This is a genomic window from Paraburkholderia bryophila, from assembly GCF_003269035.1.
Classification (GTDB): domain Bacteria; phylum Pseudomonadota; class Gammaproteobacteria; order Burkholderiales; family Burkholderiaceae; genus Paraburkholderia; species Paraburkholderia bryophila.
The window spans coordinates 59,311-80,717 of the sequence record NZ_QLTK01000014.1 but is presented as its reverse complement, the minus strand read 5'-3'; the positions used below and the strand labels follow the sequence as shown (position 1 = coordinate 80,717).

Here is a 21,407-nt window from a genome sequence, read left to right as displayed (position 1 = left end):
GTTATTGGCAGAAAGCATCTTTAAGTCGATCGATAACAGTTTAGTTTTTTATTAGATCGAAAGACTTGCTGATTGTACACATCGCAAATTGTTCTCCTAACTCGCCCGCAGAAATTCCGCATGTCTTGGCGTGTCTCAGCGGCAATCGTTTCAGACGCATCTTCGAAATAGCGACGGCCCGCACCATCCAGCGGACGCGTTGTCCGATGTTGCTTGCCTCTCCCATTGTGCTGCTCGCTGCGTATGTGCGTGTCCTGAACACTTACGAAGAGCGTCCATGACCCGACATAGACGCATGCCCTCGTGTGGTGAGTCATTGACTCATTCGTGAAGCGGAGTCAAAAGAGCGCTTATGGCTAATCCATTTCGCATCGTCTTTATTCCCGATGCGAGTCGATGCGATTAGAAGTGCCATTGGCCGCCCCATCGCTTGAACGGCGATAAATGCGCTAACGCGCATTGAACCCGACGCCTGCATTGATCGCCATGTCACGTTACGCCGAGTCGGAACATGCTCCTGTTCTCGCGTGACATGCGACACGGGCAACGCGGATACATTCCGTTCGACCCGGCTTTAACCCCGTTGTAGCGATGCCCCGCCTCGCCGCGATGACGAAGTGGCAATTGGCACGTTCTCTGCAGATAGACGCCTCGCATTCACCTCAGCGGCACTAACCAACACAGAGAGGCAGGGCGATGGAAAAGAACTTTGCAGGGACCGCGGTTACCGCAATAGCGTTGTGCGCGGCTGCGGCATTCGGCATTGCTGCAAGCGGCACGGCCATGGCAGACTCGACGGTGCCGAGCGCCGCGCTGACTCTGGGCCTCGGTGCGGGTGTGACGCCCGGCTCGATCGCGTTGAGCGTCATCGGCGGTGGCACGGCCACGGCGAATGGCGTCACGGTGACGGTGGGCGGCGCGGGCGGCGTCGCACTCAATTTCGGCAACCAGCCGCTTGCTCCGCTGACGGGCTTGCTTGGGACGGTGACGGGTAATTTGCCGGGCGTGGGCGGGACGGATCCGTTGGCGCCAGTGACGGGGGCGATCAGTTCGGTCACGGGCGCGTTGTCGGGTGCTGCAGGTAGCAACCCGCTGGCGCCGGTGACGGGTGCAATCAATTCGGTGACAGGCGCGCTTTCCGGCGCCGCTGGAAGTGATCCACTCGCGCCAGTAACGGGCGCAATTGGAACGGTCACGGGTGCGTTGTCGGGTGCGGCAGGTAGCAATCCGCTGGCGCCGGTGACGGGTGCAATCAATTCGGTGACCGGGGCGCTTTCCGGCGCCGCTGGAAGCGATCCACTCGCGCCGGTAACGGGCGCAATTGGAACGGTCACGGGCGCGTTGTCGGGTGCGGCGGGTAGCAATCCGCTAGCGCCGGTGACTGGCGCAATCAATTCGGTGACAGGCGCGCTTTCCGGCGCTGCTGGAAGTGATCCACTCGCGCCGGTAACGGGCGCAATTGGAACGGTCACGGGCGCGTTGTCGGGTGCAGCAGGTAGCAATCCGCTAGCGCCGGTGACGGGTGCAATCAATTCGGTGACCGGGGCGCTTTCCGGCGCCGCTGGAAGCGATCCACTCGCGCCGGTAACGGGCGCAATTGGAACGGTCACGGGTGCGTTGTCGGGCGCAGCCGGCAGCAATCCGCTTGCACCGGTCACCGGTGTCGTCAACACCGTCACGGCTTCGCTCGCCAATGCCACCAGTGGCAATCCGCTTGCCCCGGTGACCGGTGCGGTCACATCGGCGACGGGTGCGCTGACCGGCGCGATCGACTCCGGCACGGGCAGCCTGTCGAACACGATCAACCTGACCACTGGCGCACTCACCGCAGCTGTCGATTCGACCACGGCCAACGTCGCAAACACCGTCAACGGAACGACAGCCGTCGTCGCTAACGCAGTGGACGCAGGTGCGAGCACGGTGTCAAACGCCGTTAATTCGTTGACCGGCATCGCCACGAACGCAGCGGGCAGCAATCCGTTGGCGCCTGTCACCGGTGCGGTGAACGCTGTGACGAGCACGCTCGCTGGTGCTGCTGGGAGCAACCCGCTGGCTCCCGTCACGGGCGTAGTCAACTCCGTGACGAGCACCCTCGCTAGCGCTGCTGGGAGCAACCCGCTGGCTCCCGTCACGGGCGTAGTCAACTCCGTGACGAGCACCCTCGCTAGCGCTGCCGGGAGCAACCCGCTGGCTCCCGTCACTGGCGTAGTCAACTCCGTGACGAGCACCCTCGCTAGCGCTGCTGGGAACAATCCGCTGGCTCCCGTCACTGGCGTAGTCAACTCCGTGACGAGCACCCTTGCTGGCGCCGCCGGAAGCAACCCGCTGGCTCCCGTCACAGGCGTAGTGAACTCCGTGACAAGCACTCTCGCTGGTGCAGCGGGCAGCAATCCGCTGGCTCCCGTTACAGGCATCGTCAACTCCGTGACCAGCACGCTCGCCGGCGCCGCCGGCAGCAACCCGCTCGCCCCGGTGACGAGCGCCCTTGGCTCGGCGACCGCGCCGATCAACGGCGTGGTGAACAGCGTGACGAGCACCCTTGCCAGCGCCAACCCGATCGTGCCGATCACCAGCGCGCTCGGCACGGTCACCGGAACCGCCGGCTCGTTGACGGGCACCTTGTCGGGGATCGCGAAGAGCAATCCGATCGTGCCGCTGGCCACCACCGTGACGAGCACGCTCGGCAACACGCTCGCCTCAACGAGCGGCATTACCGCGTCGGTCACGGGCCTGGTCAATGCGGGTGTCGGGGTATCCAGTAGCGTCGTCAATGCCGGCGCGGGCGCCGCGGCGACGACAAGCGGTTCGACGAGCTCGGCGGCATCGGGCTTGCTCGCACCCGCAACCGGTCTGGTTGCCGGGTTGACCTCAGCCGCTTCTCACACGGGCAGCGGCACGAATGCGCTCGCACCGGTGACGAACCTGCTCAGCTCCGTGACCGGCGCATTGCCCAAGTAACCGGACAGCGCCATCGAAGCGGGGCTGGCTTCGCTCTCCTGCAAGAGGAAGACGAAGCCGGCCCCGCAACACCATCCATCACGAATTAGTTTGCCCCGCGCCCCGACACGAGAACCAACGCCGCGCTGTCTTCGGTGCATCGGCAACCTCGACGACCTCGACCACCTTGCGCCACCACCGCTCGCCGCGATGTGGCGCGGCGAGATCCAGCCGCTCGCCCATGCGCGGCGTCGACAGCGCAATGCCGCGCACGGCGGCCAGGCCGATCACGCGCTCGAACGGTTCGTACCACCGATGCATCGCCAGATCGAACGTGCCGTTATGAATCGGCACCAGCCAGCGGCCGCGCAGATCGATATGCGCCTGCACGGTGTCGTCGGGCTGCATGTGGACGTAAGGCCAGAGCTTGTCGTAGGCGCCGGTTTCGACGAGCGTCAGGTCGAACGGCCCGAGCCGCTCGCCAATCGTTTTAAAGCCGTCGAAGTACCCGGTATCACCGCTAAAGAACACGCGCAGGTCGCCGTCGACGATTACCCACGACGCCCACAACGTGCTGTTGCTATCGAACAGGCTGCGACCGGAGAAATGCTGCGCGGGCGTCGCCGTGAACGCGATGCCGTCGATTTCCACGCCCTGCCACCAGTCGAACTGGCGCACCTTGCGTGCGTCGATGCCCCATTCGATCAGCCGGTCGCCGACACCCAGCGGCGTCAGAAACACCTGGGTCGTGGCGGCGAGCGCCAGCACCGTCTCGCGGTCCAGATGGTCGTAGTGATCGTGCGACAGAATCACGCCGGCTAGCGGCGGCAGATCGGCCAGCGCAATGGGCGGCGCATGAAAACGCTTCGGCCCGAGCCGCCGGAACGGCGACGCGCGCTCGGCAAACACCGGATCGGTCAGCCAGAACTGCCCGCGCAGCTTCAGCAGCAACGTGGAATGTCCGAGCCGGTAGAGGCTGCGGTCGGGCGCGGCCTCGAGCTGTGCGCGTGTCAAGGTGTCGACCGGCAACGCGCCCGTCGGCACGGTGCCCGACGGTTTGTTGACCAGCACGTTCCACGCAATGCTCAAGGTCTTGCCGAGCCCTTCCACCGGCCGCGGCTTGACGTTGCGAAAACGCTCGCCGTCGTGCTGCGCCGACCCTTGCGAACGCTCGCGCCCGCGCCTCGCGGCGGTGAAACCCAAAGCATGGCGGATAGAACCGATGAGCGAAGTCATGTAAGACGCCCCAACGCTAAAAGTAGACTGCTCAGTGTAGTTTATTTTTGAGAAAAGTAAACTGCCCGGTGTAAAATTTCACGATGGACCCGAACGACACGCCTCAACGCCTGACCGACCGCAAGCGCCTCGCCATCATCGGCGCGGCGATCGAAGAGTTTCTCGCGGCCGGTTTCGACGCGACCAGCATGGATCGCATCGCCGCCAGTGCGAACGTCTCGAAGCGCACGGTCTACAACCATTTCCCCAGCAAGGAAGCGCTGTTCGCGGAAATCCTGCGGCAGTTGTGGGAAGCCAGCCACGAAGGCGAGCCGCCCGCCTATCGCGGCGACCGGCCGTTGCGCGCGCAACTGCTCGCGCTGCTGTCGCGCAAGCTGAAGCTGATTAACGACGACGCGTTCCTGTCGCTGGCGCGGGTCGCCATCGCGGCGGGGATTCATTCGCCGGAACGCGCGCGGGAGATGGTGGCGCGGCTCGGCGAACGTGAGGAAGACCTGACGGTCTGGGTGCGTGCGGCTGCTGCCGACGGACGTCTTGACACGACCGATCCGCTGTTCGCCGCGCATCAGTTGCAGGGTCTGGTGAAGTCGTTCGCATTCTGGCCGCAGGTGGCGATGGGGCAGCCGCCGCTAGGTCCAGACGAACAGACGCGTCTGGCGGAATCGACGGCCGATATGTTTCTCGCCCGCTACGCGCGCCCGTCGGTTGGAAAACAGGACTGATGCCGCTCAACGCACGCGGCCGAAGCGCTGGAACTGCCTGAGCGCCGCCCTGAAATAAGCCTCGTCCTCGACTGACGAAGACGCCGACGTCGCGCCATGCTCGCGCGCCAATCCCGAAAGCGCGGTCCATGGCAGCGTGGGATACCGGTGATGCAACTGGTGCAGATGATGATTCATCAGCACCGCTTGCCAGACGGCCGGCACGCGAAAATTGCGGGCCCGCTGCGGGGTGTCGAGCGAGACGTCGTAGTGCGGCAGGTTGTCCGCCATCGAGAGCCACACGCCGCGCAGATACATCGTCACGGCAAGCGCCGGCCACCACGCGCCGTACAGATAGAACGCGCCGCCATGCAGCACGATCGACAGCAGCCAGTCGCGCCGTATGCGGCCGCGCCGCTCCGGATTACCGGCAAAGCCGACGAACAGGCGCTGCACGTCGTCGCCCGCCGGGCCTGCGTTGCCGATCTGCGCGGCGACCAGCCGGCAAGTCCACCGCGCCGGCAGAAACGATAGCAGCGGCAATGCCATTTCCGCCAGATACAAACCACCGAGCAGACGCAGCGTGTAGCCGGTACGCGCGTAGGCGCGAGGTGTCGCGCCGTCGTGTACGTCCGGCTGATCGTAGGGCTCGCGCGTAAAACGATGGTGCATCAGATGACCGAAACGCACGGCGTCGAACGGCAACAGGTAGGCAATGGCCAGCCATCTGCCGAGCGCTTCGTTGAGGCGCCGCTGCGGTAGCAACTGGCCGTGAATCGCTTCGTGGATCAAGCCCCAGTGCGTCGGCGCCAGCACCACGAGCGGCACCGCGAGACATAGCGCCGCCCCGCCCCACTGACGCAACAGGAACGGCCACGCGACGAACTGCAGCACCATCGCCGCGCCGACGAGCGCCAGCAGCGTCAGATTCGCGCGGCGGTCGATCGCAACCCGGTGCGGCGCGCGCCGCACGTGTGCCGCCTCGGTGGTATCGGGTCCTGCCGTGGCGCATGCCTGTGAGTCCATCGGTTCTCCGTCGACGACAAGTCGTCGCAGAACTTAGCAATGCGTTGTGACAGTCTGAAGAATCGCGCCGCGCCGCCGATTGCCAATTCTTACGCGCCGATCCGGCGGTTACGTCGCCCGTTTATCCCGGCGCGCGCTCGCAGGGTGGTTGGGTGGTGCCTGCATGACACCTGCCCCGCCGTGCCGCTGTCGCAGCGACCTCCACGCCTCTGTACGCCCGGCCACACAGGGCCGGCAGGCCTCCATGCACAATCGGGGCGATATCCGTTCGGCCGCCTACGCGTCGAGCTACGCCGCCCCTTTTCGCGTGGAGAAACCATGGGTTGGAAGAGTTGGAAAAGCCTCGTCGTCGAAACGCCGGTCTGGCTGGCCGGCCGCTTCTATCCGCCGCGTTTCGATCCGCGGCGCACCACGCCGCGCGAGATTCTCGTGCTGCGCCCCAACGACTTCGGCGAACTTCTGACCACCACCCCGCTGTTCGAGGCACTGCGAAAACGTTTCCCGACGACGCGCCTGATCGCCGGCATCGGCGCGTGGGGACGGCCGATTCTCGAGAACAATCCGTTCGTCGACGAAATCGTCGAACTCGACGCGCCCTGGAACAACAAGCTGGTCGACGACCGCTCGCACCGCAACGTGCTGCGCTTTCTGTGGCGCTCGCCGCAAGTCGCCGCGCTGCGCGCGCACGGCGGCGTCGATGTCGGCATCGACGTGCTCGGCAGCTACATGGGCGCCGTATTGCTGATGCGCGCCGGTGCACGTTATCGCATCGGCGTGCGCGGTTATCGCGGCGGCTGGAGCGGCTGTCAGGCGCACATCGAATTCGCGGCGCGCCAATGCGGACGCGCGGCACTCGCGCAAGCGGAGTTGCTGGGCGCGACCGAACTGCCGGAAGCGCGCCCGCAACTCTTCCTGACCGACGCCGAGCGGGCTCACGCCACGCGCATCTGGAATGCCTGTGCGGATGCTGCGGGCCGCCGGATCGTACGGATCGTCGCGGGGGTGGGCGCCGGCGTGGCCAGCAAGGCGTGGGATGCGCGTCAGGCGGGCGCCGCGCTCGCGCAGATCGCGCGGGCCATCGGCAAGAATGGCGATCTCTGCGATATCGTGATCGTCGGCAGCGCGGCGGATCAGGCGCGCGCCGCCGAAGCGATCACCACGGCGGGCATGGGCGTGTCGATCCGCTCGGTAGCGGGCCAGGCGCCGATGCGGATCACCTTCGCGCTCACCGAACAGGCCGACGTCGTGCTGACCAATTCGTCGATGCTGATGCACGTCGCGGCGGCGTTTCACCGTCCGACGGTCGCGGTGATCGGCGGCAGTATCACGAGGCCCGAGCGCCACGACGCGATCTGGGGTTATCCGCCGCCGTATCGCAGCGTGTCCCCCGAGCAGATCGTGACGGACGACCCGGCGCGCAACTGGCCGGGTGTCGAGCGGGTCGTGCAAGCGGTGCTGGAATCCATCGGCAGGCAACGCACGCAGGCGGCGGACGCAGCGGCTTGACGTGATCGAGTCAGGCCGAAAAGCAAAAGGGTTGCGTCGAGATCGACGCAACCCTTCAGCGCTGACCTGATCTGCTCACGGCCCGCTACACAGCGGGCGGCCCTTCATCACTCAAGGCTTGTACCCGTCGTTCAAGGTCTTCAGGAACGCGATGATGTCCTTGATATCGGCGTCCGTCATTGCCGGTTTATCGCCGAATTTGCGGTCGAACGGGGCGTCTTTATCGTCGATGTTCGCCTGGTACCTGACCGGCAGATCGTCGTACTTCTGGACCTTGCCGTCCGGGCCGAGCGGATAGAACTTCTTCGGATCGGTATTGCGATCGTTGTAGAACGCCATCACGTCTTCGAGCGTCTTATACACGCCGTTGTGGAAGAACACCTGACGCGTCGACACATTGCGCAGCGTCGGCGTGAGGAACATGCCGCAGTACTGCGTCTGGTCCTTCATGTCCGTGCGGAACGGACCGCAAATACCCATATCGTAGAAGTTGTGATCCTTGTTGACGGCCAGGTGCGGATTGCGCGGCACGCCGAGCGCCTCGTACTGGTAGTCGGTGAACATCGGCGGCAAACCGTCCGTTCCCGGTTTCGACAAATGGCAACCCGCGCAATTCGCCTTGTTCGGGTCGTTGAACAAACGCAACCCGTGCAGTTCGGCTTGGCTCAAGCGCGCCTTGCCTTCCAGCCAGTAATCGTACTTGCTGGTGTACGGATGGAACGCCTGCTCTTCCACCTGATAACGCGCGATGGCGAACATCGCTTCCGACATCGCCAGGTCCTTGTTCTGGAACACGTTGGGACCGAACAATTGCAGGAAATCCTTGCGATAGTCGGTGTGCTGAAGTTTGGTCAGCACATCGGCGGCATTCGCGTTGGCCATCTCGACCGGATTGAGCAGCGGACCGGACGCCTGCAATTGCAGCGTGTCGGCGCGACCGTCCCAGAACAATCCGCCTTGCGGCACCATCGCGGGTGCGGCCGGCGCCACGCCGGCATTTTTTTGCGCGCGGTCCACGCCGGCGGCCGCACTCGCCGCCGCCGCCAGATCCGGCGCGACGTCCGCGTCGCCCTGATCCGGGCCGATGCTGAAGTTCGGCTGACGGTACAGATACATCAGCGATTGCGGCGGCCGGTAGCCTTCCAGCGTCAGATGCGCGCCGCCCAGTTGCACCGCCAGATCGTTCGGCGGACCAAACGCATGGTCGGGGCTATGACACGACGCGCACGACTGACGACCCGACGCGGACAGCGTCGGATCGAAGAAAATTTTCCTGCCCAGTTGCGCGACGGCACTCAACTGAGGCGGCACAGCAGGACGTTGAAGCACGATCGGCGTGGCGTTCGCGCCAGTGAGGTCCTCGACCATCATGCCGACGGCCGCGGGCACGCGCGACGGATACAGCAGCGCCCACACACCGAACACGACGGCGGCGAGAATCACTGCAACGACAAGCTGCACGAGCAAACGCCGGATACCGGATCCGGGCGGGTTCTGAATAGGACTTGTTTCCGTTGGGCGAGCTGAAGAGGCGGGCATATGAGCGACGACAAGGGAAGCTGAAAACGAAAAATGTTGCCAGCCCAAACGGGCTGGCAACACGGGGATACTGCCTGCTTCGCATCGACGCAAGCGCGCCGATGCGATTCACGACTTTTAGATAGCCGGGACCGACGAGACCACCGTGCCCAGATTCGGGTCGACGAACACGGTCGGGTTGTTGCCGCTGCCGCTGAAGTTGAACATGCTCATGATGCTGCCTGCCGTCGCGTCGAACGAACCGCCGCCGAGGCGTTGGCCGCCGAGCCAGTTGTCTTCGATGAAGCGAACCACGGATGCCTGGCTGATCGGCGTGTGGTCGACATAGTTGACCTTGGCCCACGGCGAGATCACGAGGAACGGGATACGCGTGCCCGGGCCGCAACGGCCGTTGACCACGCCACCACCCACGCCCACCGGAGCCGTACCCGTGCCGCACTTGCCGGCGCCGTTCAACTGGTCAGCTTGCGAGTCGAACGACGAGCTCGTCGTGTTCGCGAACGCATGGTCGTACCAGCCGTCCGAATCGTCCCACGCCACGATCACAGCGGTGCTCTTCCAGTCCGGCTGTTGCTGCAGGAAGTTGACCACCTTGGCCGTGAAAGCCTGTTCGTCCAGCGGATCCGAGTAGCCTGCGTGGCCGTCCTGGAACGCCGGCGCCTTGATGAAGCTGACCGACGGGAAGTTGCCTGCCTTCACCGAAGCGAAGAAGTCGTCCGTGTCGTACTGGTGGTTAGCCGGTTCCGGCGTCTTGCCGTCCGCTTCCAGCGAGTAGCCGATCTGGGCCGTCGCGCTCGGGCGCAAGTGTTGCGGATTGGCCGTCGATGCGAAGTACTGGAACCAGTTGTGGTGCGGGATGTAGTCGTTGGTCGGCTGACCGACCACCGGCGACAGCGTGTTACGCGTGCAACCCGTCGAGTTGTTCGCGTTGACCGTGCTCAGGTTGAAGCCGCCCATGAAGCCGCCCCACGTGAGGTTCTTCGCGTTCAGCAGATCGCCGATGTTCTTGCCGGTCATCTGGATCTGGTCGGTCGCGCTCGAGCAGGTATCGCCAGCCGGGTCCGCGTCGTTGATCAACGTGAAGCCGCCCTGGCCGTCGTTGACGTAGTACGAGCTCGACGCCGTCGTCAGGTTGAACACCGGGTGCGAGGTCTTGACGAGCTTCACGCCGTTGTTCTGACCGGATACGACTTCGAGTGCGCCCGGCGTCGACGGACCGAACGTGTCCGTGTACGCGTTGTCGCTCATCGCGAAGTTCTGCGCCCAGTTCCACATTGCGCCGACGGTGTTGCCGTCGTAGTAGCCCATCACCTGGCCGCTCGTGCCGAATGCGCCCGCGCCGCCGCTCGAACCCTTACCCGTGTACTTCGGGAACAGGTCGGCCAGACCGTTGTCGTAGGCTTGCTGCTCTGCCGTGTACGCGTGGTTCTGGTCGGCCGTCGCCGCTTGCGTGCGGTCGAGGCGGAACGGGTTCGCCGCGCCGGCGCCGTTCGCCGTGTTGGTCAGGTTGGGGTTGGCGCTGAGCAGCGTGCCGCTCAGACCGTTGACCGTCGGCGTGCCTGCGGCTGCCTTGAACGCCGGTTCACCCGCCGGGTTGCCCGCCACCGGGTAGGTCGCGAAGTAATGGTCGAACGAGACGTTCTCGTTATAGATCACCACGACGTGCTTGATCGGCGTGGACGTAGCGGCCTGGTTCTGCACGGAGATCGGCGACAGCGTATTGCCGTTTCCGTTGTTGCCGCCGCATGCGTATAGCGAGACCGCTAACGCGATGCCGGACACGCCAAACAGGAAAGCTCGGGAAAACATAGGTGTTAACTCCGGATGTCGTTCTGCTAGTTATTCTTTAACCGCTGTTCTATTGCACATGAGCGGTCGTGTGGGGAGCGTTTCAAAACCCGACGACATTGGAACATCGCGCCGTTACGGGGAAATGGCGCTTTGCTTACCCAGACATTACGTATTTTGCGTGACTGGAGGCAGATTGAAGGGTTCGGGCGAGGCACGCTCTGCGCGGAACATAAGCGATGCTGCCCTGTCCGCAGGGTGCGCTAACGATGTAAATCGATTGTGAACGCAACCTTCCTGGCGCCTGTTTTTTTGAAGCGCACATTTGAATCGTCTATATGAATTGCCGCCAATCTCCCGCCGCTATCCAATACAAATAATTGAATTGTTACGTCATCCAGAATGTTCATAGGATTCCGAAAATACCTCCTATGATGGGAAAACCAACTTCGGGGGAGACAGAACGATGTGCACCGACTTTCTTCTTAAAGCCGCTGATGGCAGCGTAGTGAATGGCCGCAGCATGGAGTTCGGCGCCGAGCTGAATTCCAGAATTCTCGTGGTGGGCCGAGGTACGCCGATGCACAGTACGACGCCGGATCTTTCGCACGGTCTACGTTGGACCTGCAAGCATGGCATCGTCGCGATCAACGCATTCGGCCTGCCCATTGCAACGGATGGCGTGAACCAGGCCGGCTTGTCGGTCGGCGTGCTGTGGCTGCCGGGCATTACGGAATATGCAAGTACCGCAAGCGATCCTTCGCGCGCGCTCTTCGTCGGGCAACTCGCGAACTGGCTGCTCGCGAGTTTCGCTACGGTGGGCGAAGTGAGAGAGAGTCTGGCAGGCGTCGATATCTGGGGTGGCGGCAAAGCCGTGGAGCAACGGCTTCCGGTCCACTTCGCGGTGCACGACCGGCACGGCCATAGCATCGTCATCGAGTTCACCGACCCGTCCGGCAAACCCACGGTCTACGATAACCCCGCAGCCGTGCTGACGAATGCGCCGGCGTTTCCGTGGCATCTGTCGAATATCGATAACTTCGTGGGCTTGCGTGCACGCGACGCGGAACCGCTCGAAGCGGCACACACGGCGTTCAATCCGTGCGGCCACGGCAGCGGCATGCGAGGTCTGCCGGGCGATTCGACGCCGCCGTCGCGCTTTATCCGGGCGTTCTATCTGAAGCGCTTTGCGAGTCAACCGGCCGACGCGGCGGCGGCGCGCAACCTTGCGCTGCATCTTCTGAATACCGTGGATATTCCGCTGGGCACCAGCCGCTCGCTGCCGGAAAACGGCAAGACCGAAGACGACTACACGCAATGGGCGGTAGTCAAGACGCTTACCGCGCCGTCACTCGGCATCCGCACCTACGGGAACACGACGCTGATGGAAATCGACCTGAAGCAGATCGATCTGGAGACGCCCGGAGAGCGAACCTACCCGGTGCCGACCGAGCCTGTCGCGATCGATATCAGTGCGACGCTTCGGCCCCGGTAACGCAGTTGCCCGTGGCAGGCCGCGCAGGGGTATGTGCGCGGCCGCGTCGATTACGCCGGCTGCGCGAACAACTCCGCGATATAACCCGCTGCCTTGATCCCCGTGCCGGTCAACAACACGACCGTTCGCTCGGTCGCCTTGATCGTGCCGCGGCGAGTCAGCTCGTCGAGCGCGGCAGCGGCGTGCGCGCAGGTCGGCTCGACGAAAATGCCTTGAATCGCGAGCTTTTTTAGCGCGGCGACCATGTCGTCTTCGGTCACCGCAACCGTCGAGCCGCCGCTGTCGCGCAGGGCCGCGACCATTTCCCGCAAGCGCAGCGGATGCGCGATCGCGGTGCCTTCGGCAACGGTCTTCGAAACAGCGCGCGCCACGGGCACGTCCACGCCGGACTGGAACGACGCATCGAGTGGAGAACAATTCAGCGGCTGCGAGGCGAAGAGTCGCGGCAGTTTTTTGATCTGCCCCGCCGCCAGCAATTCCTTGAAGCCGATATCGCAACCCAGCAGATTGCTGCCGGCGCCGACCGGAATGATGATGTTGTCCGGCGCTTCGAAGTTGAAGTCTTCCCACAGTTCATAGGCGATCGACTTCGTGCCTTGCAGGAAGAACGGCTGCCAGTTGTGGCTGGCATAAAAGATCTCCGCCGACTGCCGGATCGCCTCGGCCTGCGATTCCTCGCGCGGCCCGTCGACCAGTTGAATCTGTGCGCCATACGCGCGCACTTGCGCGACTTTGGCGGGCGACGTATAAGCCGGCGCGAGAATCTTCACGCCCATGCCACCGGCCGCGCCAAACGCCGCGACCGAGGCACCGCCGTTGCCCGAACTGTCCTCCAAGACCGCGTCGACACCGATCCCGCGCAGGAACGACAGCATCACGGCCGTGCCCCGATCCTTGAAACTGCAGGTCGGATTGAACCACTCCAGTTTGAAGAACGGGCGTAGATCGTTCCACTCTTTCTGCACGAGCGGCGTGCAGCCTTCGCCCATCGAAATCGGTTTGGCGATGTCGACCGGCAGCGCCGCGCGGTAACGCCACAACGAGCGATGAGTCCGGTCGATGTCATCGCGCCCGATGCCTGGCTGGGCGGTAATCAGCAGAGGCGTCTGCGTATCCGAACACCAGCGCGGCACGTCGAACGGATAGCGGGTTCCGGTGAGCGGATCGATGTATTGAGCTTGAGACATGGGTTCTTCCGGTATGGATCGTTACGCTGCGCGGATGCAGTAAGCGGTGGCGGCCTGGCGGGCTCACAACCGAACTACCAAGGCCATGGAATGCTGGAGCCCACCCGCTCGGCAAGCGCCCGGCGATACAACCCGCGCGCCACGGTCAGATCCTGCAAAGCGAGCCCGGTCATGTCGAACAGCGTGATCTCCGTCGGCTGCCGGTGGCAGGTCTCTTTGCCCGTGAGCAGGTCGCCGAGTTCCACGCTGGGCGTCGATGGCGCCCACTGCGTTTCGCCAATTCGCTTCGCCTGTTCCCGGTCGTCCACCACGAGCGTCACACGCGCCAGCAGGCCGTCGGGCAGCTCGCGTTTGCCCTGCGTGTCGGCGCCGACGCAGTTCAGATGGGTGCCCGCCTGTACGGCTTCAGTGTCGAACAAAGCGCCCGCGCCGGGCGTTGCGGTGATCACGATGTCGCTGGTCGAGACGGCCTCGTTTTTATCGGCGGCGAGCGAGATAGCGCACCGCGCTGAAAATGCGGCCTCGAATGACGCGTTCGGCTGACCGTCATGGGTGACGTAACGGACTTTCCCGAGCGTGGGCAGGTTATCCAGCGCGAAGCGCAACTGGATCGCCGCCTGCACGCCGGCACCGAACACGCAAACGCTCGTGCTGTCGGCGCGCGCCAGCGTCTGCAGTCCCCATGCGCCGGCCGCGCCGGTACGCAGGGTGGTAATGGCGTTGCCGTCGATCATGCAGAGCGGTCGGCCGGTGGCCGGATCCATCAACATCACGGTGGCCTGATGCGGCTCGCCGCCCCGTTTGCGGTTATCCGGCCAGAAGCCTGCGGCCTTGAAGCCGAGCAAACCCTGCGACGGCACGTCGCCCGATTTGATCCCGAAGATGCCGCCCGTTGCGAGCGATTCCCGTACGACCGGAAACACGCGGCCTTCGCGATTGCTGTGCAGCACGAAGGCTTCCTTGACGGCCTCCATGACGTCGGCCGGCTGCATCAAACGCTCGACCTGGTCCTTGTCGAGCAACAGAAGGTGCGCGTCGATCGGCATTACCGGGTATCGCTATAAACGGTGGCGCGCGAGACGCCCAGATATTGCGCGGTCACTTCCATGGCCCGGCGGATTTCCATGATTCCCGACTCCTTGAGTTCCTTCAGCAGCGCGCGACGGTCTTCGGTTTTCAACGCGCGCGGCGTGGTGGCGAGCCGCGCGGCGAACTGGTCGATCCGCGCGCGGATCAGATCGGCGCCGGCGGGATCGAGCGACTCCTGGGTCGTTGCACCCGCATCGACCCGGACGAATTGCCCGACCGCGCTTTGCAAACCTCGGAACAGTGTCAGGTCGATATTCATGCAGAGCGCGGCCACGTATTTCCCGGATGAGTCCTTGATCCCGATCGACGTGCTCTTCGCGGGACGGCCGTCGGCGAATTGATTGGCGTAATTCGCGATCACCTGCGGATAGTCCGGGTCGGCGATACGCGCGAGGCCGAGTTCCGTTGCCGGATGACCGGCCTCACGGCCGGACAGATTGTTGTGGATCGCCAGCACGGCGTGCTTCGGGTCGAGCAGGTCATGCACGACCACTTCGCAGAATGGCGCGAACGTCTGCGCCAGTCCGTCCGCGATCTGGCGGACCTGGTCCAGCAGCGCTCGCTGCTCAGCGGTATGTTTCGTCATCTGGACATATTATCCAGAATTGTACATTCTGTCAAAAAACAGAAAAAATGTCTGGAATGGCCGTGCACGGACGTGTGGCGGACATGCCGAGGCACGTGAGCGCCACGCAACGAATGGGTGAACCGCGGGACCGAGGGCCTGGAAAAACCGGCAAAGGAAGCAGGGATGCAGCGCCGACGGCGCGCCGCCGCGCCGTCGGTCGTGCTATTGAAAATTACGCGCGCGCGTCGCCGTGGCGCAGTTTGAACGTTCCCACGATGCCCGCCAGGCCATGCGCCTGCTCGTTGAGCGTCGCGGAGGCGGCAGTCGATTGCTCGACCAGCGCGGCGTTCTGTTGCGTGGCCTGATCCATCTCGGCCACACTGCGGTCGATCTGGCTGATGCCGGCGCTCTGCTCGTGCATCGCGCCGTCGATCTCCCCGATCACGCGATTCACGCGCTCGATGCCATCGACGATCTCCTGCATCGCCGCGCCGGCCGCCTGCACGCGCTGCGCGCCGGTACCCACGCTCGCTTCCGACGACTGGATCAGGTCCTTGATCTCGCGCGCGGCCGTCGCGCAGCGTTGCGCGAGCGTGCGCACTTCGCCGGCCACCACCGCGAAGCCGCGGCCGTTCTCGCCGGCCCGCGCCGCTTCGACCGCGGCGTTCAACGCCAGAATGTTGGTCTGAAACGCGATGCTGTCGATCACGCTGATGATTTCGGTAATCCGCGCCGACGAGCGCGCAATGTCGTCCATCGTGCTGACCGCGCTCGTCACGACCGCGCCGCCGCGTGCCGCCGCCTGGCTCGCCGAGGTCGCGAGCCGCGACGCCTCCACCGCGCTTTCGGCCGACTGTTTGACGCTCGCCGTCAACTGCGTGAGCGCTGCCGACGTATGCTGCAGATTGCTGGCCGAGGTCTCCGTGCGTTGCGACAGATCGCGGTTACCCATTTCGATCTCGCCGGTCGCGGTCTTCATGTTCTCCACACCGGCCCGCACGTCGAGCAACACGGCGCCGATCTTATCGACGAACGCGTTGAAGGACGCGGAAATCTGCGCCACTTCATCGTTGCCGACCACCGGCAGACGATGCGTGAGATCGCCGCTACCCGAGCCGATCGTGTCCATCGCATCGCGCACCTGCGAGAGGCTACGGAACGAATGCGACGTGAAGAATGCGGCGACACCGACCGCCGCCAGCGTCAGCAGCACCATCGCAATGCCGAGCGCCTGCAGCACGTTGGCGAGGCCCGCCGTCGCTTCCGCCTTGTCGAGCGCGATCACCAGATACCAGTCGGTGCCGGTAACTGGTTGCGCCTTCAACAGTTTAGGCACGCCGCCCAGTTCGACTTCCATCGGCGCGCCCGCCTGCGCGAGCGAAGCCAGTGCGGCCGGCGTGAGCGCGGCGGAGATGTCGGTGGCCTGCTTGAGGATCAGCTTCGCGTCCGGATGCGCGATCACCTGGCCGTCGCGCGTCACGACGAAGGCGAGACTCGACGGCGTCGGGTGCACGGTTGCGACCACTTCGCGCACGCCTTCGAGCGGCACAGCACCGCTCACCGCACCGGCCGGCTGGCCATTGCGGATCATCGGCGCGGCAAACGACACGAACGGCACGCCGGTCGACGCGTCGCCATAAGGCTTCGTCACCACCAAGCCACCCGCGGCGATGGCCGCCTTGTACCAGGGTCGTGCGGTCGGGTCGTAATCCGGCGGGGTGCCGCTGGTGGAGAAAAAGGTCTTGTCGGTCCAGCCGACGGTGGTGATCGGGAAGCCGTCCGCGCGGCTCATATGCTTGACGAAGCCTTGCGGATCGCCGTGCTCGACATCGTCGGCGGATGCCTTGACGGCCTGCGCCTTGGCGTCGACCCATTTGTCGATCGCCAGCGTATTGGCGCCCGCAATGGCGCTCAGATTCTGCGCGATGGTCTCCATCGTATTGGCGCGCACGGTGACGTAAGCGGCGGTGCCCGACAACGCGAGCGCGCCGATGACCGTGGCGGAAGAAATGATCAGGATGCGGCTTCGGAGTGAGGAAATCATGTTTTCGTGAAGAGAGGATGGGTACTGCACGAATCGGAATGCCTGCTGCAATAGCTTGAAACAGCGCCTGAAACAACGCTTGAACCAACGCCTGAACCAACGAACGCCGGGCCGCACTTCTGAAGCCACTTTCACGGTCTACGGCGGGAATGGGAAAAACTTGAGGTGGAGTGGGATGCGGGGCGTGTCGCGAGGGGAAATAGCGGCGGGCGGCGGGTTTCGGCTACCACCCGCCTGACTGCAATCGGTCACGCCGCGTTCAGCGAGTTTCTCAGTCTGCGGTTCAGCGGCTCCGAATAAAGCCGCGCCACGCCGGCGCTCAACAGGGCGGACAACGCGAAGAACAGTGTCAGCAACAGCAGTTTTTCATCGCCGATCACGGCACGCGGTGGCAATACCGTACGTATCGCCCCGAGCACGATCAGGTGAAACTGGTAAAGCTCATAGCTGCGCCGCCCGAACCATGCAAGGGCTGCCGTCGTCCTGTACCACACGCCGTATTTTCGCGGCGCGTCGTACCGGTCATACGCGGCCAACAACAGCACCGCCGTGCCTGACGCCATTGCGGTCACACCGAGTACATTCGTTTCCCCAATGGGCCGATACAGATACAGGTACGTCATGCATGCCGCCACGACACCTTGCAGCATGACGGCCGCACGCCCTCGCAGCACGAATCGTTTAGCGAATACCGCCGCGCAGCAGCCGATCGCGATGCCGTCGAAGCACGCGAAATACGCATAGAGGAATCCGCTTTCGTCGCTCTGATGCGTGAAGCGATACCACGGGCCGATCGCGGCGATCGCCAGCCAGAAGGCAAGCAGCCGCGACTCGCGCCGGAGCACGACGCACAGCAGCGGAAACGCCAGATAAAACACTTCCTCCACGGACAACGACCACAGCACGCCCAAGGGATAATTGACCCAGCCGTGCGCGCCGATCAGCACGTTCATCCAGAAGGTCAGCGACGCCAGGTTCACGATCCAGAAAGAAACCGGCGTGCCGGCTGGCGCGTGATTCTGGAACATCGCCAGCCCCGCAAGCGCGGCCGCATTGACGACGACAAGCAACAGCAGCAAACAAGGCACGATGCGGGCAACTCGCAGCGCGTAGAACGTCCGCATGTCGACATGGCGGAATTCCGCCCAACGCCGCGCGGCATGCGAGGTGATCAGAAAACCCGAGATCACGAAGAACATCGTCACGCCGTAATTGCCGTTACGCGCAACCGCGCGAACGGCATCCCAACCGAATACGCCTGCCAGTGTCGTGTCGTTCAGGTGGTAAGCAATATTGAAGTGATGAAACAACACGAGCAGGATCGACACGCCGCGAATCAGGTCGATCCGCCGGTTGCGCTGAACGGCTTCGCTCATGCACTCGTCCTGGCCCATTCCACGAAACGGTGACCGGCTTCGCGCAACACGGTCTCGCGAAGCTCCATGCTGACGCCCGGCGCATCGTAATAAACCGCGACGAGCAAGGGAGCCCGACCCGGTGGGCGCACGATTGCGTAGTCGTTGGTTTCGCGTTCCACACTCGTGCCGGGACGGTCGCCTGCCAGCCAGTCCGCGGGCAAGCTTGCGCGGATCCGGTTCAGTCCCGGCTTGCATGCGACCATCCACGCATCGAGTTGCCGGCGCGATTCCGGGTTCAATACGTCACCCAAAAGAATGCGGGCGGCCGATGTCGCGATGGCCCTCGGCGTCGTGGTATCGAGCACACCGCTAGCCTGGTTCGACTCGGGCTCGTAGCGATCGGAGCGCGTCACGCTGTCGCCGATATCTCGCATGAATCGGGTCAGTGCCGCGGGCCCGCCGGTGCTTCTCATCAGCAGGATCGCGGCGGTGTTGTCGCTCACCTCGACAGCGGCCTGACAGAGCGCGCCGACCGACATGGCGCCTTGCGCCACATTCGCCTTGGTAACAGGCGACGTGAAAACGAGATCACGCTCGGTGTAACGCACGAGGCGTTCGAGATTCTCCTTGCCGGCGTCGACGCGAGCGAGCACCTGTGCAACCAGTAAACCCTTGAAGGTGCTGCACATCAGGAACCGCTCATCGGCGCGATAGGCGAGCGTTCGTCCTGAAGCCGGATTGATGGCGAATACACCAAGACGGCCGCCATAGCGGCGCTCGATTTCGGCGATGGGGGATTCGGTCGCGAAAACGGGCGTCGAGACGACGTTGCCGATACCGACGCCGAGCAACAAAGGCAATCCAAAGCTTAAATGCCGGCGTATTCTGGAAATCGTCACTGTACTGTCCTATCTGTTTGAGTGTGCATGTAGTCCGATGCGACATTGCCAGGCGGCGACGGGTTGATTGTTGGAATCAAGATTGACAGAGCCTGCAGGCGTTCCGAGAATGACTTCCCAGTCAGTGCCACCGGCCAGGATCGTCAATGGAACATCGCAAGCATTGCATCGTAGCAAACGACGCCGCTCCGCGGACAAAGCCGTCCAACTACCCCGAACCATTCGCGTCGCGAATGAATGGCAGGACGAAGAAGTCGCTCGGCGATCCGTTTGGACTCAGTCAGTTCGGCGTCAATCTGACCACGCTCGAACAAGGCGCGGCAACCGCTTTGCATCATCGGCATTCATTGCAGGACGAGTGGGTGTATGTGCTGCAGGGAGAGGTCACGCTTCACATTGGCGGCGACGAACTCCCCATGAAAGCAGGCATGTGTGTCGGCTTTCGCGCGGGAAGTGACGCGCACCATATCGAGAACCGGTCACCCGTGCATGCGGTCATCCTCGAAGTGGGCAGTCGCACGCAAGGCGATGAAGTCAGTTACCCCACCGACGACCTCGTCGCGGTAATGAACCCGGCGGGCAAATGGGTCTTTGAACATAAGGACGGCCGGCCGTATTGACCGCATGGAAGGCTAGCCGGCTTTCGTCTTATCGAATAGGGATGTCGAACACGAGGCAGGTTGTCGTGGCGTGCGCGTAAAGCGTGCCGTCGGGGCCAACCAGACGCGCTTCGGCGGTCGCCAGTTGACGGCCGCAGTGAATGACCTTGCCCTCGGCGCGCACACGCTGCACTCTCGGAAGTACCGCCTTCACATAGTTCACGCTCAGTTCGGCGGTGGTATAGCCGCGCCCGACCGGCATCAAGGTGTGGACCGAGCAACCCAGCGCGGAGTCGAGCAGCGTCGCCATCCAGCCGCCGTGAACGGTGCCCAGCGGATTCAGATGCTGGGCGAGCGGCGTGCCCTGAAACACCGCCTGACCGGCCGCCACTTCGATCAAGGTGAAGTCGAGCGTTTTGGCGATCGCGGCGTAGGGCAATTCGCCGGCGAGCATTGCCTGCAAGACTTCGAGTCCGGTCTTGCCGGCAACCTGCTCCGGACTCGCGAGACCGGGGCCCGGCCCGGCGTTGACTGCGGCAAGGACTTCCTGTTCTTTCGCCAGCCAGCGCTCGAGGGTTTGTTCGTGAGTCAATGCATGTCTCCCAGATGAATGAAAATCGAAAGCATCGATTAAATCATCATTTGGTGGACACTGCTGGGGACGATACAACGGACGCGAGAGACAATCGTCACACTCGAATATGCGACAATCCTCAACCATTTTGGGGTGCACGCATCGCAATAGATGCATTTGCCTTTAATCGGCTTTCATTTATATTCACGCACAACGATCAGACAACTTCCGACCTGTGAAAAGACGCGCACACGTCGATTGAAAAGAAAAGAGTGCACAAAAACATTGGGCACGCGGAGACACTGTCAATGACAACGAGAACCGTACATCGCGCGGCGGCCGAACACGTCTGCGCACTCACTGAAATCCTGAACGACGCGGTCGCATACAAGCTCCGGCAAGGCGATGCGGCGTGGGGCCAGACGGGATGGACCGAGGCCGGTGTGCTGCAAACCATTACGCGCAGTGAAGCCTACGTCATCGAGCAGGACAGTGTCTGCGTCGCGACCATGTCGCTCTCGTGGCAAGACGAAAAGTACTGGGGGATTCAGGAACCGGTCGCCGGTTATGTCCATCGAATTGCCGTACGAGACGGTTGTCGTGGCCTCGGCATTGGTCGCTTCGCAATGGATTGGTGCGCGAATCAGGTCAGCGCCCGAAACCGGCGTTTCCTTCGACTGGATTGCGACCAACGAAATACGAAGCTCTGCGCTCACTATGAGTCGCTCGGTTTTACGCGGGTCGGGACCCGGCCCATTCCGGCGTTGAGAGACTACGTCGCATCGCTCTACGAGAAAGCGGCGCGTTAGAGCGCCGGGCGCCGGGCTTCCTACGGAGCGACATCGCAGGTTCCAGAACGAA

Annotated in this window: 17 protein-coding genes; 6 read left to right on the top strand and 11 right to left on the bottom strand. The window is 63.5% G+C overall.

Annotated elements, in window-relative coordinates; genetic code table 11:
- Window positions 1–783: 783 nt before the first annotated feature.
- Window positions 784–2,958: a beta strand repeat-containing protein gene (locus BX591_RS20455; RefSeq protein WP_244218697.1), complete on the top strand. Its 2,175-nt coding sequence runs from the start codon at window positions 784–786 to the stop codon at window positions 2,956–2,958.
- 78 nt (window positions 2,959–3,036) lie between these two features.
- Here the strand turns inward: BX591_RS20455 and BX591_RS20450 are convergent, their stop codons facing one another.
- Window positions 3,037–4,173: an MBL fold metallo-hydrolase gene (locus BX591_RS20450; RefSeq protein WP_111933136.1), complete on the bottom strand. Its 1,137-nt coding sequence runs from the start codon at window positions 4,171–4,173 to the stop codon at window positions 3,037–3,039.
- An 83-nt stretch (window positions 4,174–4,256) separates the two neighbouring features.
- Between BX591_RS20450 and BX591_RS20445 the strand changes: the two genes are divergently transcribed.
- Window positions 4,257–4,895 carry a TetR/AcrR family transcriptional regulator gene (locus BX591_RS20445; RefSeq protein WP_111933135.1) on the top strand — a complete coding sequence of 213 codons (639 nt, stop codon included), beginning with the start codon at window positions 4,257–4,259 and terminating at the stop codon, window positions 4,893–4,895.
- Between the two features lie 6 nt (window positions 4,896–4,901).
- On the opposite strand, the gene BX591_RS20440 is transcribed toward BX591_RS20445, so the two are convergent.
- Window positions 4,902–5,900 (bottom strand): fatty acid desaturase family protein, encoded by a 999-nt coding sequence (locus tag BX591_RS20440; protein WP_244147066.1) that lies wholly within the window; start codon window positions 5,898–5,900, stop codon window positions 4,902–4,904.
- Between the two features lie 318 nt (window positions 5,901–6,218).
- Here BX591_RS20440 and BX591_RS20435 point away from each other — a divergent pair, with 318 nt between their 5' ends.
- A complete protein-coding gene (locus BX591_RS20435; protein WP_111933134.1) occupies window positions 6,219–7,406 on the top strand; it encodes a glycosyltransferase family 9 protein in 1,188 nt (395 codons plus the stop codon).
- Between the two features lie 111 nt (window positions 7,407–7,517).
- On the opposite strand, the gene BX591_RS20430 is transcribed toward BX591_RS20435, so the two are convergent.
- Both BX591_RS20430 and BX591_RS20425 read right to left on the bottom strand, forming a co-directional pair.
- Complete coding sequence (locus tag BX591_RS20430; protein ID WP_111933133.1) at window positions 7,518–8,945, bottom strand: cytochrome-c peroxidase; 1,428 nt, start codon at window positions 8,943–8,945, stop codon at window positions 7,518–7,520.
- Window positions 8,946–9,062: 117 nt separating this feature from the next.
- On the bottom strand, window positions 9,063–10,754 hold the full coding sequence (locus tag BX591_RS20425; protein WP_111933132.1) for a phospholipase C: 1,692 nt from the start codon (window positions 10,752–10,754) through the stop codon (window positions 9,063–9,065).
- Between the two features lie 445 nt (window positions 10,755–11,199).
- Between BX591_RS20425 and BX591_RS20420 the strand changes: the two genes are divergently transcribed.
- Window positions 11,200–12,228 carry a linear amide C-N hydrolase gene (locus BX591_RS20420; protein WP_111933131.1) on the top strand — a complete coding sequence of 343 codons (1,029 nt, stop codon included), beginning with the start codon at window positions 11,200–11,202 and terminating at the stop codon, window positions 12,226–12,228.
- 50 nt (window positions 12,229–12,278) lie between these two features.
- On the opposite strand, the gene BX591_RS20415 is transcribed toward BX591_RS20420, so the two are convergent.
- The 6 genes from BX591_RS20415 to bla all read right to left on the bottom strand — a co-directional run bounded on the left by BX591_RS20415 (window position 12,279) and on the right by bla (window position 19,328).
- Window positions 12,279–13,415, bottom strand: coding sequence for a threonine synthase (locus BX591_RS20415; RefSeq protein WP_111933130.1), 1,137 nt, complete (start codon window positions 13,413–13,415; stop codon window positions 12,279–12,281).
- 74 nt (window positions 13,416–13,489) lie between these two features.
- Window positions 13,490–14,461 carry an ornithine cyclodeaminase family protein gene (locus BX591_RS20410; protein ID WP_111933129.1) on the bottom strand — a complete coding sequence of 324 codons (972 nt, stop codon included), beginning with the start codon at window positions 14,459–14,461 and terminating at the stop codon, window positions 13,490–13,492.
- Window positions 14,461–15,090: a helix-turn-helix transcriptional regulator gene (locus BX591_RS20405; RefSeq protein ID WP_111933128.1), complete on the bottom strand. Its 630-nt coding sequence runs from the start codon at window positions 15,088–15,090 to the stop codon at window positions 14,461–14,463. Before BX591_RS20405 ends, BX591_RS20410 begins: the two co-directional genes overlap by 1 nt.
- A 214-nt stretch (window positions 15,091–15,304) precedes the next feature.
- Window positions 15,305–17,116: a methyl-accepting chemotaxis protein gene (locus tag BX591_RS20400; protein ID WP_111933127.1), complete on the bottom strand. Its 1,812-nt coding sequence runs from the start codon at window positions 17,114–17,116 to the stop codon at window positions 15,305–15,307.
- 248 nt (window positions 17,117–17,364) lie between these two features.
- Entirely contained in the window at window positions 17,365–18,492 is a 1,128-nt protein-coding gene (locus BX591_RS20395) for an acyltransferase family protein (protein WP_111933126.1), read from the bottom strand.
- Window positions 18,489–19,328 carry a class A beta-lactamase gene (gene bla / locus BX591_RS20390; protein WP_244147067.1) on the bottom strand — a complete coding sequence of 280 codons (840 nt, stop codon included), beginning with the start codon at window positions 19,326–19,328 and terminating at the stop codon, window positions 18,489–18,491. The genes BX591_RS20395 and bla overlap by 4 nt, the downstream gene beginning before the upstream one ends.
- A gap of 278 nt (window positions 19,329–19,606) precedes the next feature.
- On the opposite strand from bla, the gene BX591_RS20385 reads away from it, so the two are divergent.
- Entirely contained in the window at window positions 19,607–19,993 is a 387-nt protein-coding gene (locus tag BX591_RS20385) for a cupin domain-containing protein (RefSeq protein ID WP_244147068.1), read from the top strand.
- Window positions 19,994–20,021: 28 nt separating this feature from the next.
- Here BX591_RS20385 and BX591_RS20380 read toward each other — a convergent pair whose 3' ends face one another.
- Window positions 20,022–20,564, bottom strand: a complete 543-nt coding sequence (locus tag BX591_RS20380) for a PaaI family thioesterase (RefSeq protein WP_111933123.1) — start codon at window positions 20,562–20,564, stop codon at window positions 20,022–20,024.
- Window positions 20,565–20,854: 290 nt separating this feature from the next.
- Here BX591_RS20380 and BX591_RS20375 point away from each other — a divergent pair, with 290 nt between their 5' ends.
- Window positions 20,855–21,355, top strand: a complete 501-nt coding sequence (locus BX591_RS20375; protein WP_111933122.1) for a GNAT family N-acetyltransferase — start codon at window positions 20,855–20,857, stop codon at window positions 21,353–21,355.
- Window positions 21,356–21,407: the final 52 nt, after the last annotated feature.